Origin of the sequence: Flavobacterium chungangensis, assembly GCF_042654045.1 — a bacterium.
In the GTDB taxonomy this organism is placed as follows: Bacteria; Bacteroidota; Bacteroidia; order Flavobacteriales; family Flavobacteriaceae; genus Flavobacterium; species Flavobacterium chungangensis.
The window spans coordinates 1-24255 of record NZ_JBHSFY010000008.1 but is presented as its reverse complement, the minus strand read 5'-3'; the positions used below and the strand labels follow the sequence as shown (position 1 = coordinate 24255).

At 33.4% G+C, this 24255-nt stretch carries 16 protein-coding genes; 14 read left to right on the top strand and 2 right to left on the bottom strand.

Features of this window, described 5'->3' with window-relative positions:
- Positions 1 to 241 precede the first annotated feature (241 nt).
- The 3 genes from argS to ACFO3N_RS13855 all read left to right on the top strand — a co-directional run bounded on the left by argS (position 242) and on the right by ACFO3N_RS13855 (position 7017).
- Positions 242 to 2020 (top strand): arginine--tRNA ligase, encoded by a 1779-nt coding sequence (gene argS / locus ACFO3N_RS13865; protein ID WP_379798613.1) that lies wholly within the window; start codon positions 242 to 244, stop codon positions 2018 to 2020.
- A 361-nt stretch (positions 2021 to 2381) separates the two neighbouring features.
- Positions 2382 to 5543: a SusC/RagA family TonB-linked outer membrane protein gene (locus ACFO3N_RS13860; RefSeq protein ID WP_379798611.1), complete on the top strand. Its 3162-nt coding sequence runs from the start codon at positions 2382 to 2384 to the stop codon at positions 5541 to 5543.
- A 16-nt stretch (positions 5544 to 5559) separates the two neighbouring features.
- Positions 5560 to 7017: a SusD/RagB family nutrient-binding outer membrane lipoprotein gene (locus ACFO3N_RS13855; protein ID WP_379798609.1), complete on the top strand. Its 1458-nt coding sequence runs from the start codon at positions 5560 to 5562 to the stop codon at positions 7015 to 7017.
- Positions 7018 to 7096: 79 nt separating this feature from the next.
- On the opposite strand, the gene ACFO3N_RS13850 is transcribed toward ACFO3N_RS13855, so the two are convergent.
- A complete protein-coding gene (locus ACFO3N_RS13850; RefSeq protein ID WP_379798607.1) occupies positions 7097 to 7999 on the bottom strand; it encodes a DUF6607 family protein in 903 nt (300 codons plus the stop codon).
- Positions 8000 to 8104: 105 nt separating this feature from the next.
- Between ACFO3N_RS13850 and ACFO3N_RS13845 the strand changes: the two genes are divergently transcribed.
- From ACFO3N_RS13845 to ACFO3N_RS13795, 11 genes are all read left to right on the top strand, one after another.
- The gene (locus ACFO3N_RS13845) at positions 8105 to 10270 is read left to right on the top strand and encodes a TonB-dependent receptor plug domain-containing protein (protein WP_379798605.1); all 2166 of its coding nucleotides are present in this window, start codon (positions 8105 to 8107) and stop codon (positions 10268 to 10270) included.
- Between the two features lie 12 nt (positions 10271 to 10282).
- Positions 10283 to 11698 carry an HmuY family protein gene (locus ACFO3N_RS13840; protein ID WP_379798603.1) on the top strand — a complete coding sequence of 472 codons (1416 nt, stop codon included), beginning with the start codon at positions 10283 to 10285 and terminating at the stop codon, positions 11696 to 11698.
- Positions 11699 to 11985: 287 nt separating this feature from the next.
- Positions 11986 to 13464 (top strand): SGNH/GDSL hydrolase family protein, encoded by a 1479-nt coding sequence (locus ACFO3N_RS13835; RefSeq protein WP_379798601.1) that lies wholly within the window; start codon positions 11986 to 11988, stop codon positions 13462 to 13464.
- 89 nt (positions 13465 to 13553) lie between these two features.
- Entirely contained in the window at positions 13554 to 14882 is a 1329-nt protein-coding gene (locus tag ACFO3N_RS13830) for a GDSL-type esterase/lipase family protein (RefSeq protein ID WP_379798599.1), read from the top strand.
- A 1-nt stretch (position 14883) separates the two neighbouring features.
- Positions 14884 to 16566 carry an MBOAT family O-acyltransferase gene (locus ACFO3N_RS13825; RefSeq protein ID WP_379798597.1) on the top strand — a complete coding sequence of 561 codons (1683 nt, stop codon included), beginning with the start codon at positions 14884 to 14886 and terminating at the stop codon, positions 16564 to 16566.
- Between the two features lie 330 nt (positions 16567 to 16896).
- The gene (ffh, locus tag ACFO3N_RS13820) at positions 16897 to 18261 is read left to right on the top strand and encodes a signal recognition particle protein (RefSeq protein WP_095929402.1); all 1365 of its coding nucleotides are present in this window, start codon (positions 16897 to 16899) and stop codon (positions 18259 to 18261) included.
- Positions 18262 to 18391: 130 nt separating this feature from the next.
- Complete coding sequence (locus ACFO3N_RS13815; RefSeq protein ID WP_379798594.1) at positions 18392 to 19279, top strand: bifunctional 5,10-methylenetetrahydrofolate dehydrogenase/5,10-methenyltetrahydrofolate cyclohydrolase; 888 nt, start codon at positions 18392 to 18394, stop codon at positions 19277 to 19279.
- A 219-nt stretch (positions 19280 to 19498) separates the two neighbouring features.
- Entirely contained in the window at positions 19499 to 20425 is a 927-nt protein-coding gene (locus ACFO3N_RS13810; RefSeq protein ID WP_250837351.1) for a magnesium transporter CorA family protein, read from the top strand.
- 301 nt (positions 20426 to 20726) lie between these two features.
- Positions 20727 to 21341, top strand: coding sequence for a hypothetical protein (locus tag ACFO3N_RS13805; protein ID WP_379798592.1), 615 nt, complete (start codon positions 20727 to 20729; stop codon positions 21339 to 21341).
- 4 nt (positions 21342 to 21345) lie between these two features.
- Positions 21346 to 21636: a winged helix-turn-helix domain-containing protein gene (locus ACFO3N_RS13800; RefSeq protein ID WP_095929406.1), complete on the top strand. Its 291-nt coding sequence runs from the start codon at positions 21346 to 21348 to the stop codon at positions 21634 to 21636.
- Positions 21637 to 21696: 60 nt separating this feature from the next.
- Positions 21697 to 23088: a DUF4153 domain-containing protein gene (locus ACFO3N_RS13795; RefSeq protein ID WP_379798590.1), complete on the top strand. Its 1392-nt coding sequence runs from the start codon at positions 21697 to 21699 to the stop codon at positions 23086 to 23088.
- A gap of 45 nt (positions 23089 to 23133) precedes the next feature.
- Here ACFO3N_RS13795 and rluF read toward each other — a convergent pair whose 3' ends face one another.
- Positions 23134 to 23967: a 23S rRNA pseudouridine(2604) synthase RluF gene (gene rluF, locus ACFO3N_RS13790; protein WP_379798588.1), complete on the bottom strand. Its 834-nt coding sequence runs from the start codon at positions 23965 to 23967 to the stop codon at positions 23134 to 23136.
- Positions 23968 to 24255: the final 288 nt, after the last annotated feature.

Sequence of the window (24255 nt, the reverse complement as noted above, 5' to 3'; positions counted from 1 at the left end):
TTAGAGTCACTATTAAGACTCTTTTACAGTTGATATGTTACATGAAATTAAATAAAAAAGTATGTTTTTTTTCTCGTTGGCTGTTTTGTAAGAGATTACGGTTTTGATTTTTTGATAATTTTAACAATTAAAAAAAGCGCTTTTTTGTCAAATTGAAACTCTTTTTCTGAATTTAATATGTTTTTGATTTTCTCTAATTGATGAATAAGCAGTATCTTTGCTCACTTTAAAATAAGTTTACATGTCATTACAACAAATTCTTACACCTTCTATACAAAAAGCAATACAAGCATTATTTGATGTTACTGTTGATAAAATCGAGTTTCAGACTACTAGAAAAGAGTTTGAAGGAGATATTACAATGGTAATTTTCCCATTGCTAAAAGTGATTAAAAGTAATCCAGCTGAATTGGGAAATAAAATTGGAAATTATTTAGTAGAAAATGTTTCTGAAGTTGCGCGCTTTAATGTAGTTTCTGGTTTCTTGAATATTGTGATTTCAGACAGCTATTATGTGAATTTCTTTAACGGAATAAAAGACCAAAAGCAATTTGGTTTTGTGGCTCCAAATCCAGCTGAAAAAGCAGTTATGGTTGAATATTCTTCTCCAAATACAAATAAGCCTCTCCACTTGGGACACGTTCGTAACAATTTGTTAGGATATTCTGTTGCAGAGATTTTAAAAGCTTCGGGTAAAAAAGTGTATAAAACTCAAATTATCAACGATAGAGGAATTCATATTTGTAAATCGATGTTGGCTTGGGAGAAATTCGGAAACGGAGAAACGCCTGAAACTTCTGGTTTAAAAGGAGATAAACTAGTAGGTAAATACTACGTAGAGTTTGACAAAGCTTACAAAAATGAAATTAATGGCTTAATAGAAACTGGTAAAACAGAAGAAGAAGCCAAAAAACAAGCTCCAATCATTATCGAAGCGCAAGATATGCTTAAGAAATGGGAAGCTGGAGATGAAAAAGTGATTGCACTTTGGAAAAAAATGAACGAATGGGTTTATGAAGGTTTTGCAACAACTTACACTAATCTTGGAGTTAATTTTGATAAATATTACTACGAAAGCAATACGTATCTTTTAGGTAAAGATGTTGTTCAAGTAGGTTTAGATAAAGGCGTTTTCGAAAAAGACCCAGACGGTTCTGTTTGGATTGATTTGACAGACGAAGGCCTTGACCGAAAAATTGTTTTGCGTTCTGACGGAACAGCGGTTTATATGACGCAAGATATCGGAACTGCAATTCAGCGTGTTAAAGACATGCCAGATGTGGGAGGAATGGTTTACACAGTTGGTAACGAACAGGATTATCACTTTAAAGTATTATTCTTAATCTTACAAAAATTAGGCTTTGACTGGGCTTCAAGTTTATATCATTTATCATACGGAATGGTAGATTTACCTTCTGGAAAAATGAAAAGCCGCGAAGGAACAGTTGTCGATGCTGATGATTTGATGCAAGATATGACCGATACAGCCAAACAAATCGCAGAAGATTTAGGGAAATTGGATAGCTATTCTGCCGAAGAAAAAGCGAAGTTGTACAAAACAATTGGTTTGGGAGCTTTGAAATATTACATTTTAAAAGTAGATCCTAAAAAACGTATTTTATTTAATCCAGAAGAATCTGTTGATTTTGCTGGAAATACGGGGCCATTTATTCAATATACTTATGCGAGAATTCAGTCAATTATCCGTAAAGCCGATTTTGATTTCTCTGCGAAAATTGAAATTGAAGAATTGCATGAAAAAGAGAAAGAATTGGTAAAACAAATCGAACTTTTCCCTGAAGTAATTCAGAATGCAGCTCAGAATCATAGTCCAGCATTAATTGCCAATTATACTTATGATTTGGTAAAAGAATACAACTCTTTTTATCAATCAGTTCATATTTTAGGAGAGGTTGATTTAACTAAAAAAATATTCAGAGTGCAGCTTTCTCAAAAAGTTGCAGAGGTTATTAAATCTGCATTCCAATTATTAGGAATTGAAGTTCCAGAGAGAATGTAAGAATTAAAGCTTAAGAATTTTAAAGCCAATAGTTTTCGAACTATTGGCTTTTTTTATTGCTTTTTTGGCTTATTGGGTAATATTTGCAGTTTGATTCTTTATTAGTTTTGTGTCATATTTCACAGTATTTAATTGCATAGTCATTAAGATATCTCCTAATATTCGTTTTTTAACTATTTTGAATTAGTAAGCTTTTAGTATAAATGATAAGGATAAAAACCATCTAGAAGTAGATGGTTTTTTTATTTTACCTAATAGTTTGTAAGTTTATTATTATAATTATTTATGTTAAATGGATGTAAAGTCTTGTTAAAATTAAATTAATTTTATAAGTTGCGCCCATTAATTCAAATAAACTATAATGAAAAGAAAAATTAAAGGGTTTGCAATTCTTGTATTCTTGTTGACTGCTCAATTATTTTTTGCGCAGGAAAAAACAATTTCAGGAATTGTATCAGATGGAAGCGGACCAATTCCAGGTGCGAATGTTGTGGTTAAAGGAACTAGCAATGGAGTTCAAACCGATTTTGAAGGAAAGTATCAGATTAAAGCAAAAACAGGTGATGTTCTGGTTTTTTCTTACATGGGGATGAAAACTCAGGAAATAAATGTAAATTCTTCTACTACTAATGTAAAAATGATTGATGCAAATGCACAAGAATTAGAAGGTGTTGTTGTTACGGCAATGGGCGTTAAGAAAGAGAAAAAAGCTTTGGGATATGCCACTCAGGAAATTAAGGCCAGTGAATTAACAAAAGGAAATAATAGCAGTTTAGCTGGAGCTCTTCAAGGTAAATTATCAGGGGTGCAAATCACGCCTTCTAGTGGTGCACCAGGAGCTTCATCACAAATTGTAATTCGTGGTGCCCGCTCATTCACAGGAAATAACACTCCATTATATGTAGTTGATGGTATGCCGATAGCCTCGACGGCTGATTACAGTACGGGAAATAGTGTAAGCGGATCAGATATTTCCAACAGAGCTGTAGATATTGATCCTAATGATATTGAATCAATCAATATTCTGAAAGGACAAGCTGCATCTGCAATTTATGGTCTTAGAGCTTCAAACGGAGTAGTTGTAATTACTACAAAAAGTGGTAAAGGAGCTTCTAAAAATGGAAAACCTACAATCAATTTTTCAAGTTCAGTCACTGGGGACAATGTATCACGAAAAATTGATTTTCAAAATGAATATGCACAAGGAACAGCTGGTGTTTACAATCCAACAAATTCATTATCTTGGGGACCTAAAATTTCAGAGCTACCAAATAGTGCAAGTTATGGAGGTAATGTTCCGAACAGTTTAAATGGAGGTGATATAAGTACTCATGCAGGCAAATATTATGTGCCACAAAGAGCTACAGCAGGTTTGGATCCTTGGGTTACTCCTAGAGTATATGATAATTTTGGTGCTTTTTTTAAAACAGGAATTACAGTTAATAATTCTTTAAGTATAACACAAACAACTGAAAAAAGTAATTATGCATTTAGTCTAGGTTCATCAAATCAAGATGGTTTTATTCCAGCAACGGGGCTTGATAGATACAATGCAAAAGCAGCATTTAGTACAAAGTTAGATGACGAATGGAAAACTGGGTTTGTAGGTAATTATGTTAGTACTAAAATCGAAAAAGCTACAGGAGCAAATGATTCTTCTGTTGCTGGGGCATTTGCGAGCCCTATAAGTTATGATTTAAAAGGAAACGGATATGAAAGTTCTACCGATCCTTATAAACAAATTTATTACAGACCAACAGGATTTAATAATCCATATTGGGCTGCTGAACATAATATATTTGATGAACAAACTGATCGCTTTTACGGAAATAGCTATATTGAGTTTAGCCCTAGCATCTCATCAAATAATCAACATAAAATATCTTTCCGTTATCAACTAGGAGCTGACATTTATTCAACGAATTACAGAGATATACAAGAATACGGAAATCAACAAACTACTGCAGGACATCTTGATCTTTATGGAATCTCATCTAGAACAGTAAATTCTTTATTCACAGTGAATTATGAATATAAAATTTCACAAGATTTAAATTTAACTGTTTTAGTTGGTAATGAAATTAACGATAAGCACGAAAAATCCTATGAAATGGAAGGGTATGATCTTAATTTTGGTGGTTGGCCTAATTTAAAGAATACACAGCAAACTGTTGCTACCGATAATATCTCTAATAATCGAACTTTTGGTTTATTTGGGAATTTAAATCTTTCATATAAAAACTTTATTTTTCTAGGCGCTACATTAAGAAATGATATTGTATCATCAATGCCAAGAAATAATCGCTCATTTGTTTATCCTTCAGTTTCATTAGGTGTAGTATTATCGGAGTTAGAAGCTCTAAAAGGGAACTCAATAATATCTTTTGCTAAAATAAGAGGGTCTTGGGCAGAGGTTGGCCAAGCTGGAAATTACTATGCAAATTTTTATTCAGTACCTAGTTATGGAGGAGGTTTCTGGGGGAATGCCCCTATAAGTTATCCAATTGGAGGTGTTAATTCTTATATACCAAATAATATAATGTATGACCCAAACTTGAAACCTCAAAATACAAGATCTTATGAAGTTGGTGGCGAATTAAAATTATTTAATGATCTTATCAGTATAGATTATACATTTTCTAGACAAAATGTAGTGGATCAAATTTTCCAAGTTCCATTGGCTGGCTCAACTGGTGCTTCGAGTTTAGTAATGAATGGAGGAAAAATTCATACTAACAGCCATGAATTGGTAGTAAGTACAACTCCAGTTAGAACAACTGATTTTGAATGGACAGTGTCAGCAAATTATACGCAAATAGTTAATTATGTGGATGATTTGAAAGACGGTGTGTCAAATATTTTTTTAGGAGGTTTTGTAACGCCACAAATTAGAGCTAGTATAGGAGAACGTTTTCCAGTCATTTATGGAACATCTTTTAAAAGAGATGAGCAAGGAAATATTCTAGTTGATTCTAAGGGATTAGCTATAGCGGGAGAAACTAAATCACTTGGAGAAGTAGCACCTAAATTCAACTTAGGAGGAACAACTTCTTTTAGGTACAAAAAACTAACTCTTGCAGCAACTTTTGATTGGAAAAATGGAGGTAAGATTTATAGTGGAACAAATACGTTGCTTGATACTTACGGATTGAGTGCCAAAACAGGAAATCGTGACGAACTTATGGTTCAAAAAGGAGTAACTGAAGATGGAGCTGTAAACACCATAGGAGCAACAAAACAAGAGACCTATACACGATATTCAAACATTGCAGAAAGCGCTGTATATGATGCGTCTTTTGTAAAATTACGTGAAATCTCACTCGGATATACTGTTCCACAATTTTCAAAAGATATCAATATGCGAATTTCTGCATTTGCAAGAAACATTTTGTTATCAGCTAAAATGCCAAATTTAGATCCAGAATCATCACAAGGAAACAACAATATTGCTGGAGGTTTTGAAAGGTTGTCTATTCCACAAACAAGAAGTATTGGTGTCGGAATAAATCTAACGATTAATTAATATAATTAGAAAAATCATGAAAAAATATATAGTCATTTTACTTTTGGTGATTACCTCAATTTCATTTAATTCTTGTTCAGAAGATAAAATGGACGATATCAACAAAAACGTGAATAATCCAACAGATGTACCAACTCGTTTTGCAATTACTGATGCGATGACAAGTACGGCATTTAGCAACACTGGTTCAGATTTATCATTCTATACGGGTATTTATATAGAATTAAATGCAGGTGGTTTTGGTCAGATGTATAATGCAGAAACTAGAAATGGTGAACCTCAAAATGCAACAACTTTTAACAATTCTTGGAACAATCAATATCAGACAATGTATAACCTAAAACTGATAATCGAGAAATGTTCAAGTGGTAGCGAAAAAGGAAATTATACAACATTAGGTATAGCTCAGATTTTATATGCATATAATTTAGCTTTGCTTACTGATATGTATGGAGACGTTCCTTTCTCTGAGGCTTTTCAGCCTGGAGTGATTTACCAGCCGAAATTAGATCGTCAAGAATACTTATATAAGGTTATTTTTACAACTTTGGAAGATGCTATTGTGAATTTACAAAAAACATCATCTTATCCTGCTTTAGGAATTCAGGATTTGATTTATCAGGGAAATAATGCTAAATGGATAAAAGCTGCAAATGGTTTGCTCGCCCGTTACACCTTACGTCTTTCTTTTAAAAGTCCTGACTATGATAAAGTTTTAACTTATGTTAGTAAATCTTTTACCAATAAAAGTGAAGAATTTAAGATGAAAAATGATGGTATTCCTAATCCATTTTATCAATTTGATAACGATAGAGGGTATCTATTTGCAAGTAAAAGTTTATTTGATAAGTTGAATTCTAAATTGAACGACCCAAGAACTGAAGGGTATTTTGAAAAAATTAAAAAAACAAGTGGAGCTCCTCTTACTTATGAGTTTTTTGAAAATGGAATTAGTGCTCAAAGTCAAAATTATTCATATTCTGCATTAATAAATCAAAGCAATCCGATATTTATGTTAAGTTATCATGAGCTATTATTTATTAAGGCTGAAGCAGAAGCAAGAAAATCTAATGCGGTTACAAGTACAGCTAGTTTAACTGCGGCTGTAACTGCAGCTTTTAACAAAGATGAAGCTGTTAATTTTTCAACTACAAATGTTGCTAGTTATGTTGCGGGGTTAAATATTGTGACTAATGCAGATTTACTAAAAGAAATTGCGGTTCAGAAATATTTTTCATTCTATGAAAATGAATCTATTGAAGCATATAATGACTATAGACGTTTATTAGCTATGTATGGTTCGGCAACTGCTCATCCAATTCAATTAGCGAACCCATTAAATGAAACAAAATTTCCACTTAGATTACCTTATGGAAATTCAGATGTATCTACTAACAACAATCTCAAAGATGCATTTGGTGATGGAATGTATGTTTATTCGCAAAATGTTTGGTGGGCAGGAGGTACTAGATAATATTATTCTTTGAATTTAAAAACAAAAAAATCCGGAAGCTTTAAAAACTTTCGGATTTTTTTTTAACAACTAATTCTAATTACTTAACAAATTTGTCAATGATTTTATCTGTTTCTGCTTTTGCAGTATCTGGTTTCAAATCAAATAAAAGAGAGTAAAGTGCTTTTCTTTCAACTTTAGCTTCTAAGTTAAGATCTTGGTGTCTGTCAAAAAGAGTCTGCCATTTGTCGCGAACATTTTTCCATAACACATTATTTTCTTTCCACCATTTTTGAGCAGCGATACATTTAACATCTGGAACTTTAGTGTAAACGTCAAATCCTTTTTCTTGAGCAAGCAAAACATCTTTTCCAGCATCGTCACGAACCAATTTGTCGTTGTCTTGTTCATGATTCCATCCTGTAGCAGTGATTTCGTGGATATTTCTTCTTTTTAAAACATTGTAATCGTTACGTTTTGTTTGCTCTCTTCTTGGAAGCGGTGCATCAGCAACGTTTGCCCAGTAATCTTTTCCGTCAACGTGAACCCATGTTGAAGAACCTTCATATCTAGGACTATCATCTACTTGATATACTTTTTGAGTCCATTGCCCTTTAACAGCTTTTTTATCTAGTTTTTTATATTTCCAAGAATTTCCTTTATCGAAAGAATATAAGTCTGTGTTTTCGTATAGCCAATCTTGTCTCCAGTGCTTGATGATCATATCGTCGCTTACAATCAATAAGTGCTGCATTACAATTTTGTTTGGAGTATCTTCTAACAACTCTACCCATTCTAATGCAGATTCATGTTTTGTTTCTGACGGCTTATAAGTAAGAGTGTCTTTTGGATATGAAAATGTTTCTGTGAAATTAAATTTCACTTCGTAACAACCACACATTGATTTAATTGACTTAATGTCTTGTTGTTTCTTGTCCTGACTAAAACCAAGACTGCATGTTAAGGCCAAAGCGGCTGACATAAAAAGGCTTTTTGAAATCATAACTTATTGTTTTGTTTTTAAATTTTTCGCAAATATATAAATTTAATTTAGAACAATTAAAAATAGTTATATATTTGCATCGATTATTAAGACTGAATAAAAATAATGAAAATTAAAATTACCTTTTTTGCTGGATTTCTATTTTGTACATATTCTTTTGCTCAGCAGAAAGATAGTATTGCTTCTAAGGAAAAGCTTTCTGAGGTTGTTGTTACGGGACAGTTTGAGCCACAATCTATAAAAAAGTCTGTTTTTAATGTTAGAGTGATTTCTAAAGAAAACATAAAACAGCTGGCAGCAAATAATTTGGCTGATGTTTTAAATCAGTATTTAAATATTACTGTGACATCTAATGGAGATGACGGACGTTCTAAAGTCTCAATGTTTGGATTAGATTCTCAATATTTTAAAATTTTGGTTGATAATATACCTTTAGTAAGCGATACAGGAATGGGAACAAATGTAGATTTAACCCAAGTAAACTTAGACGACGTTGAGCGAATCGAAATTATCGAAGGATCAATGGGAGTAACCCATGGAGCAAATGCAGTTACTGGTATTTTAAATATTATTACAAAAAAAGGAGGAGGTTATAAGTGGCAGATTAATGCTACCGTTCAAGAAGAAACAGTAGGTAAAGAATTTGCATTTTTTGATAAAGGTCGTCATATTCAATCGGCTAAAATTGGTTACAATTTTAATGAAAATTGGTTTGTCAATATTGGAGGAAATCGAAATGCGATGGCCGGTTATTATGACGATAAGAAAGGAAAAGATTATGATAAAAATGATGGGCTTAGAGGTTATACCCAGCTTCCGAAAGAACAATTGGTAGGGAATGCAATTTTAGGCTACCAAAAAGATGGTTTTAGAATTTTTTACAAATTTGATTATTATGGTGAAGATGTTCACTATTACAATCCACAAGTAAATATACAGGATAATTATCCTTTTCCAGATACTTATTTTTCTAGAGATAAAAGATATATTACCAATCGTTATTACCACCATTTAAATGCCAATGGAAATCTTTTCTCGAAACTAAAATATAATGTTTCCGTTTCTCAACAGAAACAAGAACGTGATTTGGAAAATTTTGTCTACCACATAGATACAAAACAGGAGGTAGATAATCAAAGAGCCACTTATCAATCAAAAGAGGTCTTTTATTCGACAGGTACACTTAGCAATTTCTTTGATAATAAAAGTGTAGACTTTCAGCTTGGCTACGAAATCACAAACGAGAATGGTTTCTATGACTCTTCAGTTGGGGCATTTAGAGATGATAATCAGCAAGGCGTAGATATTAGAAAGAGACTTGAAAATTATGATATTTATTCAGTTGCAGAAATTGGCGTAAACGAGAAATTCTCCATTCGTCCCGGGCTTCGATTTTCATTTCAAAGTGCTTTTAACAATCAATATGCAAGTTCATTAGGTTTAAGATATCTTTTTGATAAAGGATTAGAAGCAAGAGCTTCTTTAGGTAAATCCTATCGTACTCCAAACTTTGATGAGCTGTATACTTATTTTGTTGATTCAAACCATAATATGCAAGGAAATCCAAATCTGATTCCTGAAAACAGTACATCGTATGAAGTTAGTTTTAAAAGAGCTTGCTCTTTTGATTCGGGCGCTCAAATATCTAACAATTTAGCTGTTACGTATTTAGATGTTGATGACAGAATTGATATGGTGGTTACACAGGTAACTCCCACTTGGAATTATAGATATATGAACATCAACAAATATAAAATGTGGAACATTTCTACAGTTGAACAATATACTTATAAAAACTGGAATGTAATGTTGGGAGCAGCTGTAGTAGGTATTTCTAGAAAATTGGATTTGGCAGCTGAAAATTTGGTTTCTGATGATAAGTTTTTCTACTCGTTCAGATTAAATTCAAGTATTTCTTATAACATTCCGAAATGGAATACTTTGTTAGCTGTTTTTTATAAATATAATGGACAACAGCAACAATATGTTGCAGGTACTGGTACAGACGGGAAATCTGGTTTCTTCTTAAGTACATTGGAATCTTACAGTTGGATGGATGCTTCTATTCGAAAAGCATTTTTTAAAAATCAATTTGAAGTTACACTTGGAGCTCGTAACTTATTTAACGTAACCAATTTGCAATCTGTGCAAAATGGCGGCGGTGGCGATGCAAGTGGCGGCGCGCATGGAGGAGGAACTTCTAGCGATATGATGCTTGGCTACGGCCGATCTTACTTCTTAAAACTTTCATATAATCTAAATTTTAATTAATAAATCAATACCATGAAAAAAAACTTTATTTTAATATTATCTTTTGTATTGCTTGCCATTGGCGCTTGTAGTAGTGATGATGAAGCAGTTCAAGCCAATGTTGTAGCTTTTGCAGCGACTTCAGTAAATTTATCTGCTGAAACGACTCCAATCGAAATTAAATTTGCTTCTCCAACTGCATCGGCAGGTTCTTTAACTTTAACTTACACTGAAACAGCAGTTGCAAGTGGCACAGATTATAGTACTACGCCAGCAATCGCTGCTGGTAAACTAATCGTTCCTTTTGATCAAAATGTTTCTTCTGTGACATTTACTTTTAAGAAATTAAAAGAAGCTATTGAAGGCGAAGTTAAAAATGTAGTTTTCACTATTAGTAGTGCTTCTATCAATGCTGTGATTTCTGAAAATAAGTCTATTCAGGTAAACTTTAATGAAACAGCTTCTTTAGGGAATGCATTAGCTCCGGAAGTTGGTGGACCAACAGAACCGAATCAAGTTTTTGTTGATTTGAGTAGTGGAAAAATGACTGCTGTTCCAAGAGTTTCATGGGATTTAGGATTCTATTCTGGGACAGATTTTAGAGTTATAATAAATCATACTGTAAAAATGACTGCTAAACAAACGACTAGTGTGAATATTGACGAAGTTCAAGCGGAAGATGCAACTATGCTTGTTAATGGTGAAGGAAGCACTACTCAAATTGATGATCCTGCAGGAGATATTACTAAAACCGCTATTGCAGTAATCTCTGCAACAGATGCTGAAAATAAAGTATACGTAATAAATATGGGAAGTAATCCTGGAACAGTTGCTCCTAAAGTTGGATCTGAGGGTACAGGTACTGGGCCTTCTAGAGGCTGGAAAAAAGTTAGAATTTTAAGAAGCGGAAATGATTATAAAGTACAATATGCTGATATTGCCGCTACTACTCACGACGAAATCATTGTTACTAAAAATGCAGCTTATAACTTTACTTTCTTAAGTTTATTAGACAAAAAAACAGTTAGTGTTGAGCCTCAAAAAGCACAATGGGATATTAGTTTTACAAGTTTTACTAATACAACAGGTACACAGTCAGGAGGTATAGCTCCTTATAATTTTGCGGATTTCATTTTAAATAATGTTAAAGGTGGTGCAAGAGCTTACCAAGTACTTACAACAGCTTTCGCATATGATGCTTTTACATTGGCAAATGTTGAAAGTGCAAAATTCACAGACGATCAAAGAAATATTGGTTCGAACTGGAGAGGAACAGTGGGAGGAACAGATGCAAATGGCAATCCAACTTCTGGATTTGCAGCAAGATCAGATCGTTTCTATGTTGTTAAAGATCCAGCAGGAAACGTTTATAAAGTGAGATTTACCGCAGGTGTAAATGCTGCTGGAGAAAGAGGTTATCCTACTTTCCAGTATGCTATCTTAAAATAAATTCATAAATGAAAAAATCTAAAGATTATAAAGAATATTTCATTTTAACTTAAAAAATGCTTCGGCATTAAAATCTAGTTAATCATTAGCTTTGTTTTTTTTATTTTTTTTTTTTGATTCAAGAGGTTAGAATTTCTAACCTCTTTTTTTTGTTCTACTTTCTTGTTAAAATGAATTAGAAACAAAATGTTATTCTATCTTTGCACAAATTTTTTCTGCAATAAGTTAACCATTATTTAATTGGTTTGATTTTTGAATGCAGTTCTTCATATTTTATAATTATTTAGGTGAACACAAAATCTTATTTTTTTCAGTCTTTTGCGATCGTTGCGTTAGCGCTGGTTGCTTTTATTGGGTTTAAGCAAATTCTTCCAGACAAAATATTTTCTGAGACTAAATTAGATTCTAAAAATATATTGATAGATAGTATGCTTTTGGAATCTGTTGCCGAAGATTCACTATCGGTAGACAAAGACAGTATTGCAAAAAGTGAGCGAGCACTAAACGGCCAGAAAATTGTTTTTGATGAAACCGAAGGAATCGAGTTTCCAGCCGAAACATTTGAAAACTACAAAGGTTATCAATACCTGATTTCCTTTTATGAGAAATTGTATCAGTTAGAAAAAAATCCTCAGAATAAGGTTAGAATTGCTTATTATGGAGATTCTATGACCGATGGAGATTTAATTGTACAAGACGTTCGTACTAATTATCAAGAACGTTTTGGAGGAAATGGAGTAGGATTTGTTTCTATTACTTCAGAGTCTGCTGCTTCTAGAGGTTCTGTAAAATCAACGTATTCTAAAAATTGGAAAACACAATCTTATTTAAATGTAAAAAGGCCAACAAGTCCTTTTGGAGTTAACGGACATGTGTTTTTTGCAAATGATAAATCCAATTCAACTTGGGTTCAGTACGAAGCTGGGCTTAATAAGTATTCTACTTCTTTAGATAATGCAACCTTATTTTACGGTCGCTCCTCTAAAACAGGAAAAGTTAATTTCATTATCGGAAAAGATACTATCAAGAAAAGTCTTTCGCCAAATGGTCTAGTAAATACACTAAAAGTTTCATCTGGAAGTTTAAAAGCTTTCAAAGCAAACTTCGTTCAAGCAGATTCTATTCCGATTTACGGATTTAATTTTGATAACGGAAGTGGAGTTCATGTTGATAATTTCTCGCAGAGAGGAAATTCTGGACTTCCAATTTCGATGTTCAATGCAGATGTAATGAGAGCTTTTAATAATAGTCTGAAATACGATTTAATTATTCTACATTACGGAACGAACGTTTTAAATTATGGAACAAAAAATTATTCTTGGTATGAAAAAGGAATGACTAAAACCGTAAATAAAATTAAAGAATCGTTTCCAGGAGTTTCAATCCTGATTGTTTCTACTGCCGATAAATCAACAAAATATGATTTAGAAATGAAGACCGATTCTGCTGTAGTTCCATTAATGAAAGCACAAAAACACTATGCGTTGGAAGCGCAGGCAGGATTTGTGAATTTATATACTTTGATGGGAGGAGATGGTTCTATGATTAAATGGGTTGATGAAACTCCTGCAAAAGCAAATAAAGATTATACCCACTTTAATCAACGTGGTGCAAAAGCAATTGGTAATTTGCTATACGGACAATTGAATAAAGGATACGAAGAATATAAAGTGCTCAGAGAAAAAAGAGATGCTGAAGGAACTAAGCCAAAACCAGTGAGAAAAGCCAGACCAGATTCCGTTTCAGTAACAAAAGATAGTGTATGATAAACAAACTTATTTTTTTCTTTTGTTGTCTTTTTTTTGCAACAAATGAAAAAACGCCAAAAACAGATGTACATCCAACACCCAAAAGTATGATTCAAAAAGCAGATAAAGCAATAATTGATGCTCCTTCTGATGGTCAAATTTATAATGCAAAAGCGTTAAATGATTTTTTTCAGAAACTGGAAAAAAACGAAGATCAGAAGAGTCAAAAAATCAATATTGTGCATATCGGAGATTCGCACATTCAAGGTGATTTGATGACTAATGAGATCAGAAAAAAACTGCAGCAGAAATTTGGTAATGCAGGACGCGGTTTAGTATTTCCGTATCAATTAGCTAAAACAAATGGTTCTTATAACGAACGTTTCAAATCGAATAGAACTTGGGAAAGTTATAGAAACATTCACCCAGTTAAGAATTGTCCGATTGGGTTGAGCGGAATAGGACTTTGGAGAGATTCTGGCGGATTTGTGATGGAAATGAACGTAAAAGATTTAGCTTACAAATTCAATACGATAAAAATTATTACGCCACAAAATCAGGATATGTTTGATTTGGCAATTTCGTCAAAAATCAATTCTATCCAGACAACAGAGCCAAAAGTTATTACGCACAAAATTAAAAAAGGCGAAGTGCTTGGTACAATTGCAGACAAATACAATGTTTCGATTACAGAAATTAAAAGAGACAATCATTTAAAGTCTAATAATATCAGAGCGGGAAGAACCTTAAAAATTGCCACAAAGGAAACGAGACAAAAGACGATTTCAATGTCAGAATTTGTTCCCTTAGCAGTAAAATCTGATTCGTATTCGCACTATTATAATTCTGAAAATGCTTTGAGCCGAATTTTCTTGATTCCGAACAATGAAGCAAAGGATTTTGAGTTAAACGGAATTGTTTTAGAAAAAGACGCTCCCGGAATTATTTACAGCGGAATTGGAGTAAACGGAGCTAAATATTCAGATTACAATAAATATCCGTTATTCTTTGAGCAATTAAAATCATTGCATCCTGACTTACTGGTTTTTTCTTTAGGAACAAATGAGAGCTATGATCATTTAGATCCAGAAAAATATATTCGGGAGTTAAAAGAATTTATCTCCAATATAAGAGCACAGAAAATAGATGCGCCGATCATTGTAATGACACCGCCGCCATCTTTGCTAAGAAGAAAACCAAATACGTATGTTGATGATTATGCAAAGCAAATTCTCAATATAGCTCAGAAAGAAAATCTTGCCGTTTGGGATTTATACGAGGAGTTTGGAGGAATGAGCGGCATCAGACAATTAAAAGTACAAGGATTAATAGGACCCGATTGGGTTCATTATTCAAAAAGAGGATACGAGAAACAAGGAGATTTGTTTACTCAGGCGTTTTTAAGATCATACGATAATTTTAAATCAAAGAAGTAAGTTGACAACAATAGATAGCATTAATAATTGGTTTATTCAAAACTTTGGTGCAATTACAATAGAGCAAGTTAAAAGTTGGTTCGTTTATAATGAAGACGAAAAACTTTTATTCAATACCGGTTTATTCTTAGGTTTATTTCTGGTTTTCTATTTTGTGTATGGTTTTTTACGCAAAACATTTTATTTGAGATTAACGTATGTTATTCTCTTTTCACTATTCTTTTACTACAAATCGAGCGGAATTTACTTTTTGTTGTTATTGCTCTCATCTGTTGTAGATTATGGTTTGAGCCAAATTATTTACAGAGAAAGCAGAGACAGCGTTAAGAAATTTTACTTGGTAATAAGTGTTATTTTGAACTTAGCCCTTTTAGGCTATTTTAAATACATGAACTTTTTGATTGTGACTTACAATGATATGTTTCATGGTAATTTTGCACTTCACAATGTTTTTCTTCCTGTTGGAATTTCGTTTTATACTTTCCAATCCATGAGTTACATTATTGAGATTTATAGAGAAGAAATTAAACCGACAAAAAATTACATTGAATATTTATTCTTCGTTTCGTTTTTCCCGCAATTAGTTGCTGGACCAATTGTACGCGCGAAAGACTTTTTGCCTCAGATTTATCAAAAATTAAACTTGACGAAACAAGATGTAAACAATGCCTTGTTTTTGATTATTGGAGGATTAATAAAGAAAACCGTAATCTCAAATTATATATCAGTAAACTTTGTTGACCGTGTTTTTGATACGCCAATGAGTTATACTTCGTTCGAAAACTTAATGGCTTCGTATGGATATGCCATTCAGATTTACTGTGATTTCTCTGGATATTCAGACATGGCAATTGGTATTGCGTTATTGCTTGGATTTAAATTGCCAGTCAACTTTAGAACTCCATACAAATCGACTTCGATTACCGATTTCTGGAGAAGATGGCATATTTCGCTTTCGACTTGGTTAAAAGACTTTTTATACATTTCGATTGGAGGAAACAGAGAAGGTTCTTTCGCAGGATATTTATTCCCAAGTTTATTTTTCTTCGGATTATTGCTTTGGGGAATGTCTTGTTATACTGAGAGTATAATTCCGCTTATCATTGCAGGAGTCAGTATTTTGATTTTTGCTTTGTCATTTTTGCTTTCAAGCAAAATAAAACAAACCTTAGTAACCAATTTCAATCTGTTTACCACGATGCTTTTAGGAGGTTTGTGGCACGGAGCAGGAGCACAGTTCATCGTTTGGGGAGCATTACACGGATTAGCATTGGCAGTTCATAAAATATTTATGGAATTTTTCCCTTCGAAGAAAGACAAAAGTCCAAATTTCTTGTGGAGATTTTTCTCAATCCTAATCACATTCCATTTTGTGGTTTTCTGTTGGATTTTCTTCCGCGCTAGAGATTTCGAAACAGCTTTGCAGGTAATTAATAATATTGGTCAATTAACATTCGAACCAGAACTTTGGAAAACAATTGTATTAGGTTATAAAAATGTTTTCGGATTGATGCTGTTCGGTTATGTTTGGCATTTCTTGCCAGAATCATTCACAAACGGAATGAAATCTGTTTTCGATAAAACGCCATTATTAGTAAAAGCAATAATCTTAGGATTTGTTTATTGGATTGTTTACGCAACTGCAGTAGCCGGTTCACAGCCTTTCATTTATTTTCAATTCTAAAATAAAGGTTCAAAGAGACATAGCAACAAAGGCGCAAAGGTTTATTCTTTGCGCTTTTTTGTTTTTGCCACAAAGACGCTAAGGCGCAAAGTTTTTTTCTCGCAGATCTCGCAGATTTAGGAGATTTTTTATTCTCAATCAAAAAATAATCTGCAAAATCTGCGAGATCTGCGAGAGAAAACTATTCGTTTCAGTAATTCGTGGAATTAGTGTAATTGGCAGCCAAAAAACTTTGTGCCTTAGTGCCTTCGTGGCAAAAAAAGCGGTTAAATAAAAATTGCCTGAAATATCTAATTAGATTATCTTTGCACTTCATATAAAGAAAATGATATGTTTGATAATTTAAGTGATAAGTTAGATAAAGCGTTCCATATATTAAAAGGACACGGTAAAATTACAGAAGTAAACGTTGCCGATACCTTAAAAGAAGTTCGTCGTGCATTACTTGATGCCGATGTTAACTTTAAAATTGCTAAAGATTTTACTGCAAGAGTAAAAGACAAAGCAATTGGTCAGGATGTATTAACAACATTACAGCCAGGACAATTATTGGTTAAGTTAGTAAAAGACGAACTTACCGAATTGATGGGTGGAGACGTTGCTGGTGTGAACCTTTCAGGAAATCCAACAGTGATTTTGATGTCAGGACTTCAAGGTTCTGGAAAAACTACTTTCTCAGGAAAATTAGCCAACTTCTTAAAAACAAAGAAAAATAAAAAACCACTTCTTGTAGCGTGTGATATCTACCGTCCAGCGGCGATTAACCAGTTACATGTTGTGGGAGATCAAATAGGTGTTGAGGTTTACTCTGAGCCAGAAAATAAAAATCCTGTAGAAATTGCTCAAAACGCAATTAAACATGCTAAAGCAAACGGATTCAATGTTGTTATTGTCGATACAGCAGGACGTTTAGCAGTAGATCAGGAAATGATGGACGAAATTGCACGTGTTCATAAAGCAATTCAGCCACAAGAAACATTGTTCGTTGTAGACTCTATGACAGGACAAGATGCTGTAAACACAGCAAAAGCTTTCAACGATATCTTAAACTTTGATGGAGTTATCTTAACGAAATTAGATGGTGATACTCGTGGTGGAGCTGCACTTTCAATCAAATCGATTGTAAACAAACCAATCAAATTTGTTGGTACTGGAGAAAAAATGGAAGCAATTGATGTTTTCTATCCAGAACGTATGGCAGAGCGTATCTTAGGAATGGGAGACGTTGTGTCTCTTGTTGAAAGAGCTCAAGAGCAATTTGACGAAGAAGAAGCAAGAAAACTTCAAAAGAAAATCGCTAAAAACGAATTTGGTTTTGATGACTTCTTAACGCAGATTCAACAAGTAAAGAAAATGGGTAACATGAAAGACTTGGTTGGAATGATTCCAGGAGCTTCAAAAGCCATGAAAGATGTTGAAATCGAAGACGACGCTTTCAAACATATCGAAGCGATCATTTATTCGATGACGCCAGGAGAAAGAAGCAAACCAGCCATTATCGACGTAAAAAGAAAAGCCAGAATCGCAAAAGGTTCGGGAACTAAAGTCGAGCAAGTAAATCAGCTGATGAAACAGTTTGACCAAATGAGCAAGATGATGAAGATGATGCAAGGCCCAGGCGGAAAAAATCTGATGAAAATGATGGGAGGTATGAAAGGGATGCCGGGTGGTATGCCAGGAGGAATGCCGAAATAATAAAAAGAGTTTCAAGTTTAAGGTTTCAAGTTAAGAAACCAAAACTTGAAACTTTTTTAATTCAATAAATAGTAAGTTTCAACAATAACATGAAACTTGAAACAAAAATTAAAACCTGAAACAACACACAATGCAACTACTAGACGGTAAAAAAACATCTAACGACATTAAAAACGAAATTGCAGCCGAAGTTCAATCCATAAAAGCAGCTGGAGGAAAAGTGCCTCATTTAGCAGCGGTTTTAGTGGGTAATAACGGAGCAAGTTTAACTTACGTAGGAAGTAAAGTAAAATCATGCCAAGAGATTGGTTTCGATTCAACTTTGGTTGCTTTACCAGAAACCATTACAGAAGACGAATTATTGGCTAAAATTAAAGAATTGAACGAAGACGATAATCTAGACGGATACATCGTTCAGTTGCCTTTGCCAAAACATATCGACGAGCAGAAAATTTTATTAGCAATTGATCCAGACAAAGACGTTGACGGATTCCACCCAACTAACTTTGGAAGAATGGCTCTTGAAATGGAAAGTTTTATTCCAGCAACTCCATTTGGAATTATGGAATTGTTAGAGCGTTACAAAGTAGAAACTGCAGGAAAACATACAGTCGTAATTGGAAGAAGCCATATCGTAGGGCGTCCAATGAGTATCTTAATGAGCCGTAAAGGAAATCCAGGTGATTCTACAGTTACGTTAACTCACAGCCGTACAAAAGACTTAGCAGAATTTACTAAAAACGCCGATATAATTATTACAGCTTTAGGAGTTCCAGAATTTTTAAAAGCCGATATGGTAAAAGAAGGAGTAACAGTTATTGATGTTGGAATTACACGCGTAGAAGATGCTTCAAACGCAAAAGGATACGTGATCAAAGGAGATGTTGACTTTGACGGAGTAAGTAAAAAAGCGTCGTTTATTACGCCAGTTCCTGGTGGAGTAGGACCAATGACAATTGCAATGTTGCTTAAAAATACGCTTTTAGCAAGAAAGTTGAGAAGCGCAAGAAATAAATAATATTTCGTTCAGATATAGTTACAAAGCCTGTTCAATCGAACAGGCTTTGTCTTTTTAATATATAATTAATAGTTTAAAGTTTTGGTTCTTAAAAATAAAGGATACTTTTGCACCACTTAAAAAACACTTCTCCAAATGGACGATTATTATTATTCGTTAGTATTAAATTAAGCAGCTTTTGAAATTTCAAAATGCTGCGCTAAAAACCTGTATTTTGAAATGAAAGCCTTTTACACAAACAACAACGGATTGGTAGAAATCCAAAAATGGACTTCAAATTGCTGGATTCATATCGAATCTCCAACAGAATCAGATAAAAACTATTTAGTAGAAGAACTTCAAATTCCTGAAGCCTTTTATAATGATATCGAGGATATCGACGAAAGACCCCGTATCGAAATCGAAGACGGCTGGACACTTATTATTATGCGTATTCCAGTTAAAAGTGGTGATATTAAAATTCCTTTTCATACCGTTCCTCTCGGAATCATTTTTAAAGATGATATCTGTGTGACCATCAGTTTTTATAAAACAGAAATCATTGCCGACTTTGTGTCGTATTCACAACGTAAAAACATCGAAATTGAAGACAATTTCAACCTTGTACTAAGATTGCTTTTGTCGTCAAGCGTTTGGTATTTGAAATATCTTAAACAAATCAATCATAAAATAAAACTTGCCGAGGATAACTTAGAGAAATCGATCAAAAATGAAGAATTGCAAGCCTTGCTTCAAATCGAAAAATGTTTTGTATTCTTCATCACTTCATTAAAGGCAAATGACGTTTTATTTCAAAGAATTAAAAATCTAAAAGCACACAAAGCCAATTACGACCCAGAATTATTAGAAGATGTCGAAATCGAATTAAATCAGGCACAAGATACCGCCAATATTTACAACAACATCTTAACAGGAATGATGGATGCCTACGCTTCTGTAATTTCAAATAATATGAATACAATCATGAAACAGATGACGTCGATTTCGATCATCTTAATGATTCCAACCCTAATCGCCAGTTTATACGGAATGAACGTGCCAAACGGTTTAGAAGAAAGCAAATACGGAATCTGGATTCTGCTTTTAGTCTCTATAATTCTATCTACTTTCGGAGTTCTTCTATTCAAAAGAAGAAGATGGTTTTAATTCCAAATTTCATAATATTAAAAGCCTGTTCGTTAAGAATGGGCTTTTTCGTTTTTATAATTTGGGCGTGACCGTACCGAGATAAGAAGGCAAACATACTTTGCTTATATGCGCCTTCTTATCTCGGTACGGTCGGGCTATCCGCGCTACTTTGGTAGCCAGCTCCTATCCCTCACGCAACTTTACGGAGAGACCTAACAGGTTTTAAAAACCTGTTAGGTCTTACTTAAATAAAAAAATCACTTTTTTTATTTGTCAATTCAAAATAAATAATAACTTTGTATCGCAAAGTACTTTAATTATGAATCAAAAGCACCAAGAAGATTTAGCACATATTCGTTCCATGATGGAGCGCTCTTCACGATTTATATCATTAAGCGGACTTTCGGGAGTTTTCGCAGGTCTTTCGGCTTTAATTGGCGGAATCTATGTTTACCAGCTTTTTAAAGCAAACGGAATGGATTATCTCAATGATGAGCATAGATTATATTCTGCCAATCTCGTTTCAAAATTATTCTGGATCGGAATCATAATTTTAGTATTTGCATTTGCATTCGGAATCTTTTTTACCATTCGAAAAAGCCGAAAATACAATTTGCCAATCTGGACTTCGGCAACAAAAAAGATGTTGTTCAATCTAGGTGTTCCGCTTTTAGCAGGTGGAGTGTTTTGCTTGGCAATGATGTACCACGGTTATTTTGGTTTAGTGGCACCATCGACATTAATATTTTACGGATTAGCCGTTATAAACGCAGAAAAATATACATTTTCAGATATTAAATATCTAGGTTTTTCGGAACTGATTTTAGGATGTATTGCACTTTTTAATATAGGATATGGTTTGGTTTTCTGGATTATCGGATTCGGAATTCTACATATTGTATACGGATTAGTGATGTTCAAAAAATACAAATAACCCAATGGGAATTATTGATAAGCTAAATAAAGATTTTGAAAGCCGTGTCAGACTGGGTATAATGTCCGTTCTGATGGTTAACGACTGGGTAGATTTTACCGAGATGAAAGCGCTTTTAAATATCACCGACGGTAATTTAGCGAGTCATTCCTCTGCGCTTGAGAAAGCAGCTTATATCGAAGTAAAGAAAGAATTTGTGGGCAAAAAGCCAAAAACCTCTTATCAGGTAACCGATCTGGGGCGTGCAGCTTTTAAAGAGCACTTATCGTACCTTGAAAAATTAATGAAATCATAAATAACGCTATTTTTTTATCTAAAAACTTTGAATTACAAAGTACTTTTAAATCTATCAATCATGAAAAAACATCAAATTATCTTAGCCTGTACAGCGGTTTTTATACTGCTTTTTTACAACCAATCGGTAGGAATCAATATTTCTATTTTCGGTGTAGTTCTTACGCTCTTGATTAGTTATTTCTTTCAGGAGAAGTTTGTCGACAGATCACATTTAGTTCTTGTAGTGACGTCAATCTTGTCTTGTTTCGCCTTTGCATGGTACGGAGATGCAGCATCATTTTTTGCTTTAGCTTTATCCATTTTATTCTTACAATTTAAAACACAAAATGGAGAACTTAAAATGATTCAGGTTTTCCCGCTAATAGTCTTAAACGGATTAACTTCTGTGGGTAGAATATTTATTTTTAGACAATGGCTTCCAGAGCGCAAGATCCATAATGATTTTGCTAAAAAATTAATTGCCTTTGTTCTTATTCCAATTATTTTTCTCGGATTGTTTTTTATCGTGTATTCTTTCGGAAGTGATCATTTTTCTTCATTATTTACCGATTATGAATTGGATATCAATTTGCCACAATTAATCGGAATCACTATTTTAGGATTTTACATTTCATTCAGTTTTTGGAATTATTGGGTTCCAGAAACTTGTTATGAGTATAATCCGAAATTAAATAATGATTTCAGCAATATTTCTGAAATAAAAAATCAAAGTACTTTTTCGTTTTTAGATCTTGATTTTGAAAGGAAAAGTGGCGCAATTACTTTGTTTCTTTTAAATATAATGTTGCTAGTTTTTATAGCAACCTACAATTACGAACAGTTTTTTGAAGCAGTAGAAAAAACAAATCTAAGTTCTGATACGCACGAACGCGTAAACGCCGTAATTTTTTCAATCTTAATGGCAGTGGGCGTAATCTTATTTTATTTTAAAGGAGGGTTTAATTTTGATGAAAAAGCATCTTCTTTAAAAACGCTGGCTAAAGTTTGGCTAGGGCTAAATGTGATTTTAATTATAAGTGCGATTATTAAAAATTCAGAGTATGTTTCTTTTTATGGTCTTACTTATAAAAGGTTAGGGGTTTATGCTTTTCTAATTTTAGCCATTATCGGATTAGTAGTTTCATTTCAGAAAATCAGCAAACAGAAAACAAATGCTTTTCTTTTCAATCAAATGCTTTGGTATTTCTACGGAACGATTCTTTTGTGCAGTTATGTAAATTGGGGCGGTTTAATTACGAATTACAATATTTCTGTAAACAAAGGAGTACAGCCAGTTTTCCTTAGCGGATTAAATTTTAATGATGAAGCTCGACGAGAATATTTTAAAAAGAACAATTTAGACGGAAAATATGCGGAATCAGTTAGAGAAGAAATGATATGGAATTATCAAGACGCTAGCTTTTTATCTAAAGCTTTGTATTATGATTTTTTGAATAAAGAAAAGAAATAGAACAAAAATGAAAAATCCCATTCCGTTAGTGAATGGGATTTTTGTTTATTTACTATCTCCTCTTTTTTTAAATCGAGGATCGTGTTTTGAGATGAAATTTTTTCTTCTAGTTGGAGTGGAAGCTGAATCCAAAGTTTCAACTTTAGGGAAACTTGCTTCTTCTGTTTTACTAGAAGGCTCAATCAACTGATTTAATTCTTTTATTTCAGCATCTGTTAAATCTCTATATCTTCCAACAGGAACATCCAAAGAAATATTAATGATTCTGATACGTTTTAACGCCGTAACTTCATAACCCAAGTATTCTGACATTCTTCTAATCTGACGGTTTAATCCTTGCGTTAAAATGATCTTGAAAGTGTATTTGCTAATTTGCTCTACTTTACATTTTTTAGTAACTGTATCCAGAATCGGAACACCATTTCCCATTCGCTGAATAAAACGATCTGTAATTGGTCTGTCAACGGTAACTGTATATTCTTTTTCGTGATTGTTTCTGGCACGAAGAATCTTGTTTACGATATCACCATCATTGGTCATAAAAATTAATCCTTCGCTGGCTTTATCCAATCTTCCAATTGGGAAAATACGTTTCGGATAATTGATATAATCAACAATATTATTTTTAACCTCTAAGTTGGTCGTGCATTCAATGCCAACTGGTTTGTTGAAAGCCAGATAAACCAGTTTCTCGTTTTTTTCAACGATTAATTTTCCGTCTATACGTACTTCATCATCTGGCGAAACTTTAGTTCCCATTTCAGCCACAGCGCCATTTATTGTAACGCGTCCTTCTTCGATTAATTTATCGGCTTCACGACGAGAACAATAACCAGTTTCTCCTATAAATTTATTGAGACGTTTCAAATTTTCTTCCATACTGCAAAAGTAGACAAAAGTTTAGATATCTTAGAATTTTAGAATTTAGACTTTAGATTATTGGGGTGTTTTGAATTTCATACCGTTTTGTTATCCTGAGGAACGAAGGATCACACTCGTAGCTCGACAAAGATTGGCGATTTTGATTGCGTAGTTTCTTGTGTGATCCTTCGTTCCTCCTTTAGATTTGTTTTTTAAAATTTAAGTAGATTTATGATTGAGAAAGGAAGCAAAAGTAAACTGTTCGTTCCTCTGAGCTTGAGACTCATATCCTGATTAAGACTTTAG